The 17,332-nt window shown below is 38.4% G+C and carries 14 protein-coding genes; all 14 read right to left on the minus strand.

Annotated features, from left to right (window positions below):
• Nucleotides 1–192 precede the first annotated feature (192 nt).
• The 14 genes from A8B79_RS04155 to A8B79_RS04220 all read right to left on the minus strand — a co-directional run bounded on the left by A8B79_RS04155 (nt 193) and on the right by A8B79_RS04220 (nt 16,836).
• Nucleotides 193–3,063, minus strand: coding sequence for a TonB-dependent receptor (locus A8B79_RS04155; RefSeq protein WP_066218370.1), 2,871 nt, complete (start codon nt 3,061–3,063; stop codon nt 193–195).
• A gap of 154 nt (nt 3,064–3,217) precedes the next feature.
• Nucleotides 3,218–5,329, minus strand: a complete 2,112-nt coding sequence (gene ftsH / locus A8B79_RS04160; protein WP_082894058.1) for an ATP-dependent zinc metalloprotease FtsH — start codon at nt 5,327–5,329, stop codon at nt 3,218–3,220.
• Nucleotides 5,330–5,441: 112 nt separating this feature from the next.
• Nucleotides 5,442–6,470: a thiamine-phosphate kinase gene (gene thiL, locus A8B79_RS04165; protein WP_066218373.1), complete on the minus strand. Its 1,029-nt coding sequence runs from the start codon at nt 6,468–6,470 to the stop codon at nt 5,442–5,444.
• A gap of 74 nt (nt 6,471–6,544) precedes the next feature.
• Complete coding sequence (locus A8B79_RS04170) at nt 6,545–7,000, minus strand: ExbD/TolR family protein (protein WP_066218376.1); 456 nt, start codon at nt 6,998–7,000, stop codon at nt 6,545–6,547.
• A gap of 5 nt (nt 7,001–7,005) precedes the next feature.
• Nucleotides 7,006–7,545, minus strand: a complete 540-nt coding sequence (locus A8B79_RS04175) for an ExbD/TolR family protein (protein WP_066218379.1) — start codon at nt 7,543–7,545, stop codon at nt 7,006–7,008.
• A 10-nt stretch (nt 7,546–7,555) separates the two neighbouring features.
• Complete coding sequence (locus tag A8B79_RS04180) at nt 7,556–7,831, minus strand: hypothetical protein (protein WP_066218382.1); 276 nt, start codon at nt 7,829–7,831, stop codon at nt 7,556–7,558.
• Nucleotides 7,832–7,867: 36 nt separating this feature from the next.
• Nucleotides 7,868–8,587 (minus strand): MotA/TolQ/ExbB proton channel family protein, encoded by a 720-nt coding sequence (locus tag A8B79_RS04185; RefSeq protein WP_066218385.1) that lies wholly within the window; start codon nt 8,585–8,587, stop codon nt 7,868–7,870.
• 169 nt (nt 8,588–8,756) lie between these two features.
• Complete coding sequence (locus A8B79_RS04190; protein ID WP_066218387.1) at nt 8,757–12,212, minus strand: hypothetical protein; 3,456 nt, start codon at nt 12,210–12,212, stop codon at nt 8,757–8,759.
• Nucleotides 12,213–12,432: 220 nt separating this feature from the next.
• The gene (locus A8B79_RS04195; RefSeq protein WP_066218390.1) at nt 12,433–14,340 is read right to left on the minus strand and encodes a protein-disulfide reductase DsbD family protein; all 1,908 of its coding nucleotides are present in this window, start codon (nt 14,338–14,340) and stop codon (nt 12,433–12,435) included.
• A 110-nt stretch (nt 14,341–14,450) separates the two neighbouring features.
• Entirely contained in the window at nt 14,451–14,897 is a 447-nt protein-coding gene (gene rplI / locus A8B79_RS04200) for a 50S ribosomal protein L9 (RefSeq protein ID WP_066218393.1), read from the minus strand.
• 14 nt (nt 14,898–14,911) lie between these two features.
• On the minus strand, nt 14,912–15,163 hold the full coding sequence (gene rpsR, locus A8B79_RS04205) for a 30S ribosomal protein S18 (RefSeq protein ID WP_066218398.1): 252 nt from the start codon (nt 15,161–15,163) through the stop codon (nt 14,912–14,914).
• A 27-nt stretch (nt 15,164–15,190) separates the two neighbouring features.
• On the minus strand, nt 15,191–15,580 hold the full coding sequence (gene rpsF, locus A8B79_RS04210; protein WP_066218400.1) for a 30S ribosomal protein S6: 390 nt from the start codon (nt 15,578–15,580) through the stop codon (nt 15,191–15,193).
• A 613-nt stretch (nt 15,581–16,193) separates the two neighbouring features.
• Nucleotides 16,194–16,607, minus strand: a complete 414-nt coding sequence (locus A8B79_RS04215; protein WP_066218402.1) for a type II toxin-antitoxin system VapC family toxin — start codon at nt 16,605–16,607, stop codon at nt 16,194–16,196.
• A complete protein-coding gene (locus A8B79_RS04220; RefSeq protein WP_066218406.1) occupies nt 16,588–16,836 on the minus strand; it encodes a CopG family ribbon-helix-helix protein in 249 nt (82 codons plus the stop codon). The genes A8B79_RS04215 and A8B79_RS04220 overlap by 20 nt, the downstream gene beginning before the upstream one ends.
• Nucleotides 16,837–17,332 lie beyond the last annotated feature (496 nt).

Here is a 17,332-nt window from a genome sequence, read left to right on the forward strand (position 1 = left end):
ATTTGTTACAAATATGGCTCCATCAAGAATGTACTCATTGTCTGGAGTCCAGTATGTATCCGTTGTTATATTTGAATTCACAGTAACTTGATTCTGAGCAACCAGAAAGATTGGAAACAAAACAAGAACTGTAAGTATTTGTAATCGTTTAATCATAATTAAGTAATTAATTATTAAGGGTTTTTGTTAGATCTATATTTTATATTTTACTCCAAAAGAAAAGCTTCTTCCTCTTTTGTAAGACGAGTTGACAAATTCTTGATTCTTAAATTCCTGACTTCTCTTAATAACTGGGTCTAGTAAGTTCTTAGCAGAAAAACTAAGCTCAAAATTGTTGCTAATTGATTTACTCATTAAGAAATCAAGCGTGCTGTAGGATCTTTCAAATATATCTGGTGATGCACCAGCTGAAACTTTTGATAAACGATCACCAAAAGAGTTAAAATTTAAAGATGAGTTGAATCCTATTTCAGGATTTGAGTATGAAACATCAAAATTTAAAATAAAGGGAGACTGACCTTGTAATTGACGCTCATCACTAGCATCAGGTTCTGTGTTTCTAATAACGATTAACTCTTCTTCAGGAATTTTCACATCAGAGTCTACAAAAGTCAAATTTGTACTTACTGTAAAATATTTAAGTGCCTCTGTTAGAAATGCTAGATTCTTCCGGACTTCAAATTCTATACCAATTACCGAAGCCTCAGGAACATTTTGATAAGTAAAGTCTCCATCTCCAAATTCAACTTCAATTACACTTTCAATAGGATTCTCAAACACTTTATAAAATCCACTTACAGCAATTACATCTCCAGAGCTTGGGAACCATTCCCATCTTAAATCATAATTCGTAATTAAAGTCCGCTTCAAATCTTGATTACCTCTTTCAATTCCACCATTTGTAAATTCTGCAGAAGCATAAGGTGCCAACTCTCTAAATGTTGGACGAGCTAATGTTTTGGTGAAAGAAGCACGTAGATTCATTCTATCATTCAGAGAATAAATAGAGTTTAATGATGGCAGTAAGTCTCTGTTAGATAGTCTGCCTCTTGCAACAGAAGTATCTAAACTTGCAATATTGATCTCAGCATCCTCAATCCGAACTCCCCCTACAACTTTTAGTGAACTACTAATCGGTAATTCAATCATAGCGTAGTATGAAAAAACCGATTTATCTCCATCAAAGTTATTTCTTGTATCAGAAATCCTTCTAGGAACAACCCCAAATATTGGCCTTCCGAGGTTATCTTGACCAATGATACCGGTCATTGCAAAATATGCGTCTAAGTCTCCTTTAAGCTCATTTAAGCTAACAGAATTGGGTGAGCCAAGAACATAGTCAAAAATATTTTCTCTGAATTCCCTTTCCGTTTCAATAGAACTCAAACCTATTTTAAAGTTTCCACCTATGTTATTAAAAGAGACAAAAGGAATTGTTAAATCAGCACTTAAATTAACATTACTTTCTTCCAAATCTCTATAAAATGCTGATGGTAAAGCAAAACCATTAGGAAATGAATAAAGGGTAGTATCTTGACCTCCAAGTACACGATCTTCTGCTAATAACGCAATTTGTCGTCTTTGTGGTTCGCTTTGTGTGTTAGAAGCTAAAGTACCCTTCCATTCAAAAGTTGTTTTCAACAAATTTGGGAAATAATGTTTACCGTCAAGCTGAAATGAAGACAAAGACCGTTCAACATATTCAAGCACAGAATTCGACAAAGTACCCGTAGCATCTTCATTTGTACCATTCAAAATCCTACCAGATGTAGAGCCACTTTGTGTTCGCAGATAAGTCATCCCGATCTTATTATCCTCGGTTATCTTATATGCCAAGTTTAGCAATCCCCCTAAATCTATATTTCTACTTCCTTTTTCATCTGAGTATTCAAAAATTGGAGATAAAGCATCTGTTTGATTAGATGAACCGATTTGAGCATATCTACCGTTAAAACCATTAGCATATTGCGAATATGACTGCCCATAAGATAGACTTCCAACGTACCCGAGTTCTCTACCAAACAAACTAGCTCTATTTCCTATCGAGATTGAATAACTCTGATTTAAAAAAGGTGTTTTGTTTTCTGGAGTAAAATCAGGATTAAATGCATTCGAGAGATTATTTAAAGTGTCTGCTAACCCGGGATCTCTAGAAGCGGAGGTTCCACTTGGAAACTGAGATGCTCCGTTATTAAAATAATCCTCAACTTCATCCGGTAAATCTCGACTACCATCGTCATAACCTAACCAGTCAGTACTACTTGCGCTGGTTAGTAAAGTATTATCTAAAGATGTTTGACTGTTCCATGAATTTGAAGTTGAAATTTGTAAGGATAGTTGGTTAGGAAAATCTTTTGTAGAAATATCTACCAATCCACCACTAAAATTTCCAGGCTTATTTGGTGTAAAAGTTTTAAGAGTTACAATATTTTCTAAGAGATTACTTGGAAAAATATCTAACTGAAAAGATTTTCTATTCGGATCTGCACTCGGAAGTTCAGCTCCATTAAGATGAGTACTGGAATACCTATCTCCTAAACCTCTTACATAGATATATTTTCCATCAACAACCGAAGCTCCTACTACTTTTTTCATTGCAGCTGCTGCATCTCCACTACCCGATTGAGAGATAGTTTCTGCAGAAATAGCGTCACTAAATGCTATAGATTTTTGCCTTTGACGAAGCAATCCAGCTTCATTATTAAGAATTGCTTCAGCAGTAACTGTTATCTCATCCAGGTTTGCTACATCACTATTTAAAGCAATGTCTAACTTAGTTGTTTCTCCTGAAACAACATTTATATCCGTAATGGTCTGAGTTTGATAAGATATGTAGGAAACAGTGATGGAATATAAACCGGAATCTAGGTTCCTAATTGTGAAATTCCCATCAAGATCTGTCGCATCACCTTTTGTTGTTCCTGTTATTCCAACACTTGCTCCAATTATAGTTTCGCCATTTTCGGCATCTACAATTGTACCTGAGATTTGCCCTTTTTCTTGGGCTAGCGCAACTAAGGAGGTAAAACTTAGTAGCGTTAAGATTAGTATATGTTTTTTCACTTGCGTGCTGATTTATTTTTGATCACGTTTTGTGTATCAAAAATATCATCCACACTTTGCTAAACTGTTATAGACAGTTTACATTTTAATTACCGCTTCATTACCTGAATGTTAAGAAGCAATTGAAAAGCCGGAGAAATACTCCCGAGAGCGATTAATCGGTTTTATTTTCTGATTCCTCTTCTTCCTGATTTTCTTTTTCGGAATCCGTTTCTGTTCCATTATTAGAACTTGTTTTCGAATCTTCAGTTTTATCTTCAGACTCAGAATCAGATTCGATTACATCATCTACAACTTCAGCATCAGGAGTAGTGTACTCTTCATAAGTAGTTTTTGTATCGAAAGGTCTTTTTCCTATCAATTTCTCAAGATCAGATTGATAAAGCATTTCTTTTTCCAGCAATTCCTTAGCAAGGATTTCTAATTCTTTCTTTTTTCCCTGAAGAAGTTTCTTTGTTCTTTGATAGGCTTCATCAATGATCTTCTTGACCTCTTCATCAATGATCTGAGCAGTAGATTCTGAATAAGGTTTCTGGAAATTGTAGTCGCTTTGCTTGGAATCATAAAAAGACACATTTCCGATTTTATCATTCAAGCCATACACAGAAACCATGCTGTAAGCCATCTTTGTAATTCTTTCCAGATCACTTAAGGCTCCTGTAGATATCTTTCCGAAAACGATCTCTTCTGCGGCTCTACCACCTAAAGTCATGCACATTTCGTCCATTAACTGTTCGGTTTGATGCAGAAACTGTTCCTTTGGTAAATACTGGGCATAACCTAATGCGGCCAATCCTCTCGGTACTATTGATACCTTTACTAACGGATTTGCATGTTCCAGATACCAACCTGCTACAGCATGGCCTGCTTCATGATATGCAACGATCTTTTTCTCTTCCGGAGAAATGATCTTATTCTTTTTCTCAAGCCCGCCTATCACTCTGTCAATGGCACTCTCGAAGTCATCCATGTCTACCGCCTTTTTATCCTTTCTGGCGGCAATTAAGGCAGCTTCATTACAAACATTCGCGATCTCAGCACCTGCAAAACCCGGTGTTTGTGCAGAAAGCTTCTTTGACTCAACTTCTTTGCTAAGCTTAAGCGGCTTTAAGTGAACTTTAAAAATAGCTTCTCTTCCGTTTTTATCAGGCTTGTCAATACTGATTTGTCTGTCAAATCTACCCGGACGTAACAATGCGTTATCCAAAACATCAGGTCGGTTGGTAGCCGCAAGAATGATCACACCTGAATCCGTTGCAAATCCGTCCATTTCTACAAGCAATGAATTCAGAGTGTTTTCTCTTTCATCATTCGATCCCGGCATTTGTCCTTTTCCTCTGGATCTACCAATAGCATCTATCTCATCAATAAAAATGATACAAGGCGCTTTTTCTTTTGCTTGTTTGAAAAGGTCACGAACTCTGGCAGCTCCTACACCCACAAACATCTCCACAAAATCAGAACCTGACAGTGAGAAAAACGGGACTTCAGCTTCGCCTGCTACTGCTTTTGCAAGCAATGTTTTACCCGTTCCCGGAGCTCCAACCAACAATGCACCTTTTGGGATCTTACCACCAAGTTTTGTGTATTTGGATGGTGACTTTAGAAAATCTACAATTTCTTTTACTTCTTCTTTCGCTTCATCAAGTCCTGCCACATCTTTGAATGTTGTTTTTGTGTCAGTCTGTTTGTCGTAAAGAGAAGCTTTGTTTTTACCGATGTTCAGAACCTGTTGTCCCGGATTCATTCTTCTCAGGATCAACACCCAGAAACCAATCGCTAAAGCGATCATGATCAGCCAAACAAAAACTCCGCTGAACCAATCTTCTTCAATAGTTACTTCATATTCTACATCATTGGCATCAAGTACAGGACGAATATCATCGCCGCGCAACATAGTAGTTCTGAATCTCAGGTAGGATTCATCTTCCCCCCCCAGATTAAAGCTGTTGTCATCCTCTTGAGCAGGAGCATTTACGATTCCTTCAGCAAGGGCTTTTTGAGTGTACTTCCCCTCTATGTAGGAACCATTTTTAATGAGTATCTCTTCGACGTATCCATTTTCAACGTGCTCCAGAAAAATACTGTATTTAATATTATTGGTTACCTGAACGCCCGAGTAAATGAACTGAGCCACAAGTAGAACTAAAAATATTACAAGAAATCCCCATGTCGGAAATTTTGGAGTTTTCGACTTATCCTTTGAATTGGAATCTTTCTCAGGGGCATTAATTTTCTTTTTTGGAGCGGATTTTTTATCTGCCATCTAAATGATATAAACTGGTGTTAGTGAGTCTCAAATATACACATTAAATATATCTTTGAGGGGGTCTGCTTATTTAAACTAGGTTAAGTCAAAAAACGTGCCATAGGTTTTTTTATGACAAATCATCAAAAGAAATAACATCTCCTTCTGCTGTTTGCATTTTCATGCCATCTTCTTTGGGAACCATTCGCCCGACTACGGAGAAGTCTTTGAATTGTTCTACAAATTTCTCCACTTCTTTTTCGGGTAAGGTGAATACTATCTCGAGATCTTCCCCTCCGAACAGAGCATAACGATCTACATCTTCTTCCATTTCATCTGCTACATGTCGGGTTTCAACGGCAACCGGAATCGCCGCTTGATAGAGGTAAGCTCCCAGATCTGATGCTGCAGCAATTTGGCTAACTTCATGAACCAAGCCCTGCGTAACATCAATCATAGAGGAAGGAACAATACCGTGCTCTTTCAATGCCTCGATAAGGTTATTTCTAGCCGCCGGAACTAATTGACGTTTAACCACAAATTCATATTCTGAAAGATCCGGCTGAGCACCTTCGTTACCATGCTCTTCCCAAAACTTCTTTTCCCTCATTAAGATTCTAAGTCCTGCAATGGCCGCGCCTAAGTCACCGGTCACACAAATAGCATCTCCTTGTTTTGCTCCGGAGCGATAGGTAACACTTTTTCCGTCCACTTCTCCATAAGCCGTGACCGTTATCACCATATTTGAGTGATTGGCAGTTATATCACCACCAACAACTTCTACTTCATAATCAAAACCGGCGGAATAAATCCCTTTATAAAGATCATCAATCATTTGGGTTGATTGACGGTTGGGCACTGCAATATTTATTAAAACCGAAGTTGGGTTTCCATTCATTGCATAAATATCGCTGATAGCAGTACTAACAATTTTATATCCCAGATGATGAAGTGGGGTGTAAGTGATGTCAAAATGGACTCCCTCAACAAAAGTGTCAGAAGTAATTAAAGAATGAGTTTTACCATCTATTTTTAAAACTGCTGCATCGTCCCCAATACCTTTGATAGTAGATTGATTTGTGTGAGAGTCATAAGCCGTGATCTGTTTTATCAGACCTTCTCTTCCTACACTTTGTATACTTTTAAATTCCTGGTCCATAATTTCTCCTGTCCATTAAATAAAAAAAGGCAACCATGAACTTCATGGATGCCTCAAATTTGTGTAAACCAGAATTAGTTTCTGGTAGCCTCACTTTTAGTAGAATAATTAATTCTAAAAGTTTGAGCTTGCTTCAACTCTTCCTGTACGTCTGTCAAAAGTCCGAATTCAGAACTCTCATCAACACGAAGTGAAACGATCATTCTTTGTTCTTCAAGTAACTTGTCATACATGATTGTTCTAATAGCACCAATATCTTCCTGTATTGAATCGTCGATCTGAACTTTATCATTACCAAGCCTATTATTTGGTAAACGTTCAGGACCAATATAGATATAAGAAACCAATCGCTTTTCTTCTATCTTTTCAATATTAGTAGCTTTCGTTAGATCAATCTTAACCTTCAGAGTTACTTCTCTCAATACAGTGGTAACCATAAAGAAGAAAAGAAGCATGAATACCACATCGGGCATTGCAGAAGTTGGTACTTCTTGCTTTGTTCCGGCTTGTTTTTTCTTAAAATGTGCCATTATGTTTACTCCGGATCAGGTTCAGCGATTGAAATTTTCTTCGGATAGATATCATCCACTATTTTCTTCTGCTCCTGATTTAGTTGAGAATATTCTCTACCAAAGTTCTGGTTAGCGGCTTCATTTCTAAGTACAGCATATGCTCCAATTACTTCATCTAACATATCAATGTAGATCCTGTACGGAGTTTCACGTACTGTTTTTAATGAAACAATTGCCGCTTGTGGACTAGCAGCTAATTCCTCGCTTGCCTCAGGATTTTTAATAAACTCAATAAGTTTAGTTTGAACTTCGTCAATAGGCGTTGACTCGTCATCCATTGTGACTAATCCCGCATTATTAACCAAGATCTTCATCAAGTTTCTTTCCTTAATCGGCGGCGGTGGATTATCCTCTGTTACCGGTGGAGGAAGTACCATTCCGATTCCCGTATCTACGTTAATGGTAGTAGTTACCAAGAAAAAGATGAGTAAAAGAAAGGCTATATCCGCCATAGACGAACCATTAATTTCAGCGCTTTCTCTTTCACGTTTCTTTAATAGCATAATTGCTTAATTAAAACTTGAATGTTCCACGAAGTCCGGTAAGGAAAATAGTAAGAACCATTCCTCCCATCATTACGCCGGCAGTCATAACTGCAGCTTTAACTTCGTCTTGATCTAGTGCGAAATACGTAATTGCGAATACAACTACCGGCACCATCATCAAAGCGATTCTTTTAAAATCTTGTTTTCCTTGTGTAAGGCTGCGAATTCCTGATATGATCATGGCTAAAACTCCACCCACGATCATTAATCCGGCAAGACCAACACTTAAACTTACAATATTCATAATAATCTCCTGTTTAACTTTTTTTGGTTGGGATTATTATTCTGAATCTGAGCTGTCATCAACAGAAGGAGTAATCAACGGCTTTCCTTCGTTTAATAAAATGATAGAATCGATTAGAGTAATTGAACTTTCTTCCATTTCAGCGATCAAACGGTCAATTTTAGATACACAATAGTTGTATCCGATCTGAAGGATAATACCTGCGATCAAACCACCGGCTGTTGTAAGAAGGGCTACTTTAATACCACCCGCTACAATACTTGGGGAAATATCTGCAGCTGCTTCGATGTCATCGAATGCCTGGATCATACCAATTACTGTTCCAAGGAATCCAAATAGCGGAGCAATCGCAATGAAAAGTGACAACCAAACAAGTCCTCTTTCAAGAAAACTCATTTCAATAGAGCCATAAGCCGCAATTGCTTTTTCTGCTGCATCAATGCCTTCGTCTGAACGCATTAAACCAGCCTGAAAAACAGAAGCTACAGGTCCACGGGTTTGAGCACAAAGTTCTTCAGCAGCTTCAATACCGCCCTCTTGCAATGCTTCCTGAACATTTACAATGAATTTCCGTGTGTTAATATCTGCAAGGTTAAGAGTAATAATTCTTTCCAGAAAAATTGCCAAACCAAGTATTAGTGTAACCAGTACCGGCCACATCCATCCACCTTCGTTTCCTTGATTAAATTTCTCAACGATGATGTTAAAGAAGCCAGGATCGGCTTGTAGAAAAAATAGAGCAATCGACGATGTCATGTCCACTCCGCTTATATTTAATGTTAATGTCTAAGTTTAATGAGGCAAAAGAATAGTTCATTTTATACTAAATGTCAAAGTATTGAAGCACAGAAAAATTAACTTTAGGCAAACTTTTTGACTGTATTTTCGGTTGCTTTTAATTCCAGTTCTGCTTAAGAGTTTAAATCTAAAATGTGGCTTTTAAAGTTAATTTAGCAGTATGTATTGTCGGACGGTCTTTTACTGTTCTGCCATCATACATTAAATTTAATCTGATGAGATTATTTACCCTATAGCTACTGCCGAGCGACCATATAAGATTTTCACCTCTTCCGGAACCATCGGTAAGCTCAAAAATTCCAACTGCATTGGTGCTCCCATCTACGCTAACGTTTCTGAACTCAAGTGAAGAATTAGCCTGAACCTTTCTCCATAAAAAGAATCTGTTTGTATTGCGAATTTTTACAATCTGAGCTTCAACTTTATTCATTCCATTTTCCCGATCTGTTTTTTCAGATACAGAAATCGAAATTCCTGTGCGCCAGGATCTGTTTATTGTAGCTCCAAATCCTTGTTCAAAACTCTGACTTTTTATATTAAAATTTCGATTTGAAATTGTACTGCTTGAATTTCTGTTCGTTCCTGAGGTTACTTTAGAATCGCCCTGAATTCTACTTGTAATGTTATATCTGAGATCAACGGCAAAGGCATCCTGATAGATGGACTGGAGTTCGCTGCTACGCCGATTAAGGCTTTTCGATTGATTATATCTGAAATTCAGATCAAATTTATCGTAAGCAGGTAGCATATCCAGTTCTTTTTCAAATGCGAATCTTCCCTGAATGGTGGTAGCAGAATCTCTGAAGGTGCTGATATTCAATAAATAAATATCCGACAGGTCGTTTGTTGTTGAGTTTTCAGAGATATCAAATCTGGACCTGAAAATGATCTGATTTAAAAAAACACTAATCCCATCTTCGTTCTTCAGAAATCCAAAAGGGTTTATTTCATTTCTAAATCTGACCCGCAGATCTATTACTGGAAACAACTCATCTGAAGGAAGAAATTGCCTTATATACGTTCCTTCATTTGGTGTTAGTTCCAAAAAGAATTCATCCAGTTGCTCTACACCATCATCATTCAGATCATCCCATACATATTGACCGATCTCCGGTCCAACTTCTATAAATGTTTCCTGCAACAACGCCTGACGCTGAGTATTTACTTCGTATAAAAAATTACCTTCCCAATTTTCTGAGATTGATGAATAATCAGTATTGGATCTTATCAGTAGAGATCTCTTATCAGTATTTCCTTCGTTTTTAAAATCAGATGTGAATTCCTTATTTCTGACAGCAATTTTGTTCTGCGTTGTAAAATAATTACTCGGAAATAAATTTATTTGAACGGAATGTTGTAGAGATGCCGCCTCATCTCTCAAATCGTTCTCAAGCACACCAAATGAATTTCTGTAAGCTAGAGAATAATCAAGGAGCCACTTGCTAGCTTCATATCGTATCCCCGGTGTTACTTCATAAAACTTTAATGACTGATTAGTTAACGAATCACTTTGTTGATCACGCTGTACTCTGTTCTCATGCTCAAAACTTATATACGGTGTAAAGCTGTTATCTGAATTTTCTTTTGAGAATCGGTTAGAAATCCTTCCCTGTTGCCGGAACCAGCTTCCGTTAATCATCTGCAGATCGTCTTCACTTTGTATCCAGTCTTGATCATAGCTTGCCTGAAAACCATTTTTATTTTGCGATGTAAAAGCGGAAGCCTGTCTTTGCCCAGAAAAACCGATCCTGTCTATAAATCCATATTCCCCATTTAGTGAAGTACCGGTATTAAAATCATATCGGGCAACCAGCTCATTGGTGGTTTCCTCTGATTGTTCAAAATTGGTCAGATTCCATTTCCGGTCAAACTCAACATCTCTGGTTCGTTCAAAGAATTCAAAATTTGATCCCGAATATCTTCTCTCTGCTTTCAAACTGAATAATCCCGTTCCGGTCTTTAAAGAATCTATTCTTACCCCTCCCAGATATGAGTGATCCGTATTATCTCTGTCATCCAGATCAGAAAATCTGTTTCGGTCATAATCACTGACTGCCCATTCTCCAAATAAGCGAACATTTTTATTTATCTGATAGGAGCTGTTCAATGCCGCCATTTGTTGCTCTATGGGAGCGGGTAAATTTCTGAAAGGTTCGTAATCTCCCTGATTCGAACCCACCCATTCAAACAGTAATCCGTTTACCGATGTACCTGTTCTTCTGTAACTACCCTGGAATTCTCCCACATTTGAAAATCGTACTCTGAAAACAGCTTCATCAGACCCCGGAATATTTTTGAAGATGGTAAATGTTTGTCCATTTACTACTGTATCAACCTGAGCATACAACACATTCCCGTTTTCTTCACTCGGATCAACACGCTCAGCCCCGGAAACTCTTGCTGCATTTCTGTCATCTCCAGCCTGACGTAAAATATCGATATCACTTTCTGTAAGTGTTTGCTGAGAAAGCAGATTATTTCCATCGGCCTGACGAATTACCGTAGCTCCGATCTTAAATCTGTTATTCAGTAAACTTCCTTGTCCCTCCGCGGCTACTAATGTCCGGTTAAAATTCTGATCGATGTATTCATACTCAACAACAATTCTGGTTTCATCTTTGATGAGCAGATTATTTGTGAAGTAGATCTCACCCAAACCATAATCGATAATATATTCTCCTTCTTCTCCCCTTTGAACTTGTTGACCATTGATATAAACTCTCTCGGTTCCTGCAAGAATGATCACAAACTCTTCATTTTCATTTCCTGTAAGCCTGTACGGACCCTGAACTCCTTCCAAACCCTGTAACTGTACACTTTTGAAAACTCCCCGAACCACCGAAGCCGCAGCTGATAGATCTGTAAAGTTTGTAGTGTTATAACCCGCAGCACCCTGTAACCTTCGGTTGAGCTTGGCAAAGGTGCTTTTCTCTAAACTTATGTCCACATCACCCATCTCGATGGTTGTGTTCGGAGCCTGAACCTGAATAAAAACTTTATCAAATTCTTTGAGATTCTGAGTCGTCCCATCCGGTTGAATTGGAATACTTTTATCTGTTAGAACCGCACTGATGGTTACGTCATCCGTCAGTTTTCCGGAAAGCTCAAAATCCAAACCGCTTTCAAGGGCAAAATCCTGATTTGTACCCACTATTATTCCACGACTCAGACTTCCTCTTTGCTGAAGATCTGATTCTGTGTTTCTGTTTGTTTGACCCAACGAACTAAATACCGAATATTGATTTGATGATTCACTATCAAAAATGGAAGAATCCAGAGGTTGAACCGCTTTATCATTATAAAATCGTCTGAGGCTGTATGGATAGTATTTGAATCTAACAGTGACATCAGAAATCCCTTGAAAAGAAAATGAATCGGTTTCTCTGAAAGTCAGGTTTCCTCGAATGGGATCGTACAACCAGTTTTGATTTGGAATAGCTATAGAATCAGATGAGATTATAATCGACTCCTCCAAAACCCACTCTCCAATGTAATAGGCAGAATCAATATTTACGGAATCAATAGCAGTTTGGCTTTCTAATACATTCTGAGCTTTAGAAAATTCCGGACACAACAAAATCATACCTGCTATCGCACATATGATGTAGATTCTTTTTTTTGAATGTAAAGCCGTCAGTGTGCCAAAATTTAGTGACTATTACTGTACATGAATTCAAAAACCAAACAAATCAAATAAAAAGGAGGATCATTCCACGGCGAATGCAGGTATGACTCATAATTAATTCTGTTATATCGAACTCAAGTCATCTAAGGCTAAAGGTTTCACCGATCAGGGTCAACTTCTATCTTGATTTGAATTCATTCAGTCCTTCTCTAAGAAATGACGTAAATTTTTCTTCTTTAGTATATCCCAACACCTGATCGATCACTGTTTTCGAGACAGGGTCGTAGATCACATAAGTTGGCAGAGCGATATTTCCGGTGAGCTCAAACTGTATCAATTGATTATCTTTGGCGTCTTTGCCGCCGTCTGTATACAATTTTACCAACTCCATTTCAGCAAAGGCTTGCTGCACTTCTTCCAGAGGAAATATATTGCTTTCCATAGCACGACAGTTTGTACATGTATATCCGGTAAAATCTATAAAAACCGGTTTTCCTGATTCTATTGCTGATGCAACCGATGCTTCAAAATCTTTGCTCCAGCCTTCATCGGCAGAAGTTGAACTAACACCTCCACTCCCTCCGATTGAGGCGACCAGGCTTACATCTGTTGGTTGTTTTGGGGGAAGAAAAGCATCCCAAAAACCCAATGATGATCCTAAGAGTCCCGGAATCAAATAAAAGCTGAACATTAAGAATGGCATTGCCAGAAGCATTCTTCCTGTTGAAATTTGTTCCAATTTTGATTCATGCTTCAGGGTGATAAATCCGAGCACATAAAATCCTGCCATCAAAAAGATGACGATCCAGAATGCAATGGTCAAAGGACGTGAAACGATTCCCCATTGCCATACAAGATCAGCGTTTGATAAAAACTTGAATGCTGCGGCTAGTTCAATGAAACCTAAAAGCACTTTTACAATGTTCATCCATGAACCACTTTTGGGGAGTGCTTCCAGCCATTTAGGGAACATGGCAAACAACACGAACGGACTCGCAAATGCCGCTGAGAACCCTATCATACCTAAGATCGGATAAAACCATTCGCCACCCACGGTTGCTGTAAATACAGCCCCAACGAATGGTGCCGTACAAGAGAAAGAAACCGCACTGATGGTCATAGCCATGAATAAGATTCCAACAATGCCTGAACTCTCATTGCTTTTTCTGTTAAGAAAATTTGTAAGCTGATGAGGCAACTGAAGCTCATACATTCCTAATAAGCTCAGTGCAAATCCGACTAATACCAGTGCAATGAATAAATTCACAATTGGGTTAGAAGCGAAATTCTGTGCTCCACTTTTTCCAAGAAAAAAGGCTAATACTGCACCGATCAACGTAAATGTAATTACTATAGCCACGCCAAAAATAAATGCTGAACCTACCCCTCTTTTTGCATCTTCCTGCTTAGAAAAATAAGAAACCGTAAGTGGGATCATTGGAAACACACATGGAGTCAGTAATGCCGCAAAACCTGCTACAATGGCGATCCACAAAAAAGAAAAAATCCCGTCATCCGAGAAACTTCCTTTTTTGGTTGATGAATTTCCACCTTCAGAAACAGTAGCTCCGCCAACAGCATCTTCATAAATTTCATCAGCGACTCCATCAACAAATACGCCCGCTATAATGGATTTTCTTTTGGGCGGTAAACAAACCCGATCATCACAAACCTGATAATACACTTCTATGTCCAAAGTCTGTTTTCCCTGCAGCTCAGATTTTACAGCCACAGGAATAGTAAAACTGGCGTAAGATGTATGCCAACCTAATTCCGCCTCAAAATTGGGATCGAATTCTATATCTGCTTTGGTTTCTGAAGTTTTTCCGGCTAATACAAAATTTGGGGATTTTGCAGAAAATTCGGTGGGATAAGGTCCTGCGTCCGGATCGTTCAGAACCGAGTATAAATGCCATTTTCCTTCTATTGAAGCTTCTACAATAATTTCGAATACTTCACCCGATTTAACAGTGTCAGGAATTTCAGAGACCTCGTACTTAACCGGATCAGGAGCCTGGGCATATAAAAAAAATGGGGATAACATCGCGAAGATGATCCCCATTAATATCGATTTTGATAAGTTCATTCGGGTATTTATTGTTTCGCTAATTTGATAGTGAATGTAGGCTTTTTAAAAGTCTCTAGTTATCAAAAAAGTTTAACGTCTTCATAGACGTATCAATAACCCAAAAGCTATTAGTCAGCTTTTACAACCCAGAATTTAATCTGTGGGTTTAAGTCGCCAACTAAACTTACCGTAGCAGTGTACTCGCCAAGAGTTTTAACATCTTCGTCGATAGAAATATTTCTTCTGTCAACAAGGATCTCTCTTTCAGCAAGAGCATCAGCAATCTGAACATTTGTTACGGTACCGTGAATCTTGTCGTCTTCACCGGTTGTAACAGAAATTGTTACTGAAGTAGCTTCTAACAGTTTAGCAAGATCTTTTGCTTCCTGAACAGTAAGCTCAGCACGAGCAGCTGCTTGTCTCATTCTAAGTTCCATCTCAGCGATAGTACTTTTTGTAGCGAGAATAGCTTTTGCTTGCGGGATAAGGTAATTACGACCGTATCCGTCTTTAACATCAACAAGCTCACCGGCTTGTCCTAATTTTTCTACGTCTTCTCTAAGGATAACTTTCATGGTTCTGTAATTTCTTATCTAAGGTTTTCTGCTACGTATGGCATCAAGCTTAAAAAACGAGCTCTTTTGATAGCTCTGTTAAGCTGACGTTGGTGCTTAGCACTTGTTCCGGTAACACGACGAGGAAGAATTTTTCCCTGATCGTTAGTGAAACGTTGCAGCGTATCAACATCTTTGTAGTCGATGTATTCTAATCCCGCCTGAGTAAACTTGCATTGCTTTACTTTGCGGATACTTTTCTTCGGATGTGAAGGATTGTTAATCATAATAAAATATCTTTAGTTGATGAGAGTTTAGTCTTCTTTTTTCTTCGCTTCTTCCTCTTCTGCTTCTACAGCAAAAACATCAGGAACAGCATTTTTCTTTTGAAGCTCACGATGGCGAAGCATCTTTGCATCATATTTAAGCGTTAGAAAACGAAGAACATCGTCATCAATTCTTAGTGCACGTTCTACTTTTGCAATTGTATCAACAGGTGCGTTGAAATACATATTCACATAGAAACCGTTGCTCTTTTTGTCGATATCGTAGGCAAACTTTCTTAAGCCCCACTCTTCAACTTCATCAACATCGCCGCCGTGCTTTTCGATCAATTTGTTCACTTTATCAACAACAGCGGCAAACTTATCCTCGTCTAAAACGGGATTGATGATATAAGTGAATTCGTAATAATTCGTACTCATGTATGTATGTTTTGTCTTTGGATGTCCTCGTAGGTGAAGACAGTCATTCCGACGCTTTGTCCGAACAACAGAGAGCCTTAAATATACAGCATTATTGATTTGATTACAATGGTTGCTTTATGGAAAGTTTTGGGTCGGTTTACTGAGCCAGCGGTCGAACGGCTCAAAGCCGTCTGACCGATTTATTGTCCCAAATTAATATATAAAAGTCATCCAGAGCGGAGCGAAGGATCTGCACAATGCATTCCTTGCCTATTCTTAGTTGTGAAGACTCTTCGCTTTCGCTCTGAGTGACTAAGATCTTAAACTTTTTAAAGAATCGTATTGCTGACCCACCCTTGTTCCCTCCCTATGATCAGGGAGGGAGACTCATGAACCAAATCCGAGCCAGCGGTCGAACGGCTCAAAGCCGTCTGGCCGACTTATTGTCCCAAATGATTATATGGAAGTCATCAAGAACGACAGCGATGGATCTGCACAGCTATTTCCGGGCAAATTATAATCGTGAAGACTTTTCGCTTTCGCTCTGAGTGACTCACCTCAGGTATAATTGATTGGTCTGATAATATAGAATCATCCAGATTAATCGTATTTACGCTATTTGGAAAGTTTCCTAGTCAATCAACAAATTCGAAAGCGATTTTCCGCTGTTCAATTTATAGACGGCGAAGTCGCTGTCTAAAGATATAATAGAATCAATATTTTTTGCTTCAGCAGTTGCCAACAATGAAGCATCGGCAAAATCGGATGGTAAATCAGAATATCTGTACATAATCTCTCTCACCTTAGTAAGCTGCCATTGCTCCAGATTAAATAGTTCGATACCCCCCTCTCCAACCCAGTCAATAAAATCCAACTGGGTTTGTTTATTGAAATCGAGCATATACGAAACTTCGGTCAGTACCGCCCAAGTTGAAACAAGACGTCCTCGAAAATTTTTCATAAAATCCATCACCTGATGATGATACTGATCGTCTTTATCAAAAAGCGCAATAATGGGACCGGCGTCAATCAGAGTGCTTATCACGAAGCTTGTTTTTAATTCGGGATTTATAGTTTACAGACCGATCACTCTCACCACTTCCATGTTTTCCGAAGTAGCGGACTCCCAATTCGTAAGGTTGATTATATTTTTTTTCTTTTGCCATATATTCCACCAGAGCTTCTTTTATAATGTTGGAGCGAGATACCTTTTTTTGATCTGCTAACATCTCCAACTCTTTGTCTAAGTCTTCAGGTAACCGTACGGATCTCATCTTTTAATTATTTGTTTTACAAAATGTATTACAAATTATATACACATTCAACTTTCCCTGAAAATTCTTTAAATGCCCGAGATCTGGATATTTGTAATTGCAGTACTTCTTATTACCAAATCCATGTCATCGGTCGAACGGCTCAAAGCCGTCTGACCGATTTATTGCCCCAAAGGAATTACAGAAAAGACGTTATCCCGAATTCATTTCGGGATCTTTGTGGTGATTATAAAAGGAAATGTGGCAAACGAATGAATCAAAGCTAATTCTTAAGATCCTGAAACAAGTTCAGGATGACGGCTTTATAGCTTTGACTCTGAATAAGAGGCTTATCCATGCTTTTAACCTAACCGAGAAGCTATATCTGATTTTGTTAAGGCGTCCCCTTCCCTCAACGAAGGGAAGGGACAGGGATGGGTTCCATTTTAAGCTCAGATTTTTCTACAGATCCTTCTGGCTCTTCGGATTGGGTTGCAAATAGCTCAAATCTAGAACA

This window comes from Balneola sp. EhC07 (assembly GCF_001650905.1).
Lineage (GTDB): Bacteria > Bacteroidota > Rhodothermia > Balneolales > Balneolaceae > Balneola.

What these genes read in the sequence shown, in the direction of transcription:
- ftsH (WP_082894058.1), bottom strand. Translation starts at nt 5,329, where the DNA reads ATGGCAGATAAAAAATCCGCTCCAAAAAAGAAAATTAATGCCCCTGAG.
- thiL (WP_066218373.1), bottom strand. Translation starts at nt 6,470, where the DNA reads ATGGACCAGGAATTTAAAAGTATACAAAGTGTAGGAAGAGAAGGTCTG.
- A8B79_RS04170 (WP_066218376.1), bottom strand. Translation starts at nt 7,000, where the DNA reads ATGGCACATTTTAAGAAAAAACAAGCCGGAACAAAGCAAGAAGTACCA.
- A8B79_RS04175 (WP_066218379.1), bottom strand. Translation starts at nt 7,545, where the DNA reads ATGCTATTAAAGAAACGTGAAAGAGAAAGCGCTGAAATTAATGGTTCG.
- A8B79_RS04180 (WP_066218382.1), bottom strand. Translation starts at nt 7,831, where the DNA reads ATGAATATTGTAAGTTTAAGTGTTGGTCTTGCCGGATTAATGATCGTG.
- A8B79_RS04185 (WP_066218385.1), bottom strand. Translation starts at nt 8,587, where the DNA reads ATGACATCGTCGATTGCTCTATTTTTTCTACAAGCCGATCCTGGCTTC.
- A8B79_RS04190 (WP_066218387.1), bottom strand. Translation starts at nt 12,212, where the DNA reads ATGATTTTGTTGTGTCCGGAATTTTCTAAAGCTCAGAATGTATTAGAA.
- A8B79_RS04195 (WP_066218390.1), bottom strand. Translation starts at nt 14,340, where the DNA reads ATGAACTTATCAAAATCGATATTAATGGGGATCATCTTCGCGATGTTA.
- rplI (WP_066218393.1), bottom strand. Translation starts at nt 14,897, where the DNA reads ATGAAAGTTATCCTTAGAGAAGACGTAGAAAAATTAGGACAAGCCGGT.
- rpsR (WP_066218398.1), bottom strand. Translation starts at nt 15,163, where the DNA reads ATGATTAACAATCCTTCACATCCGAAGAAAAGTATCCGCAAAGTAAAG.
- rpsF (WP_066218400.1), bottom strand. Translation starts at nt 15,580, where the DNA reads ATGAGTACGAATTATTACGAATTCACTTATATCATCAATCCCGTTTTA.
- A8B79_RS04220 (WP_066218406.1), bottom strand. Translation starts at nt 16,836, where the DNA reads ATGAGATCCGTACGGTTACCTGAAGACTTAGACAAAGAGTTGGAGATG.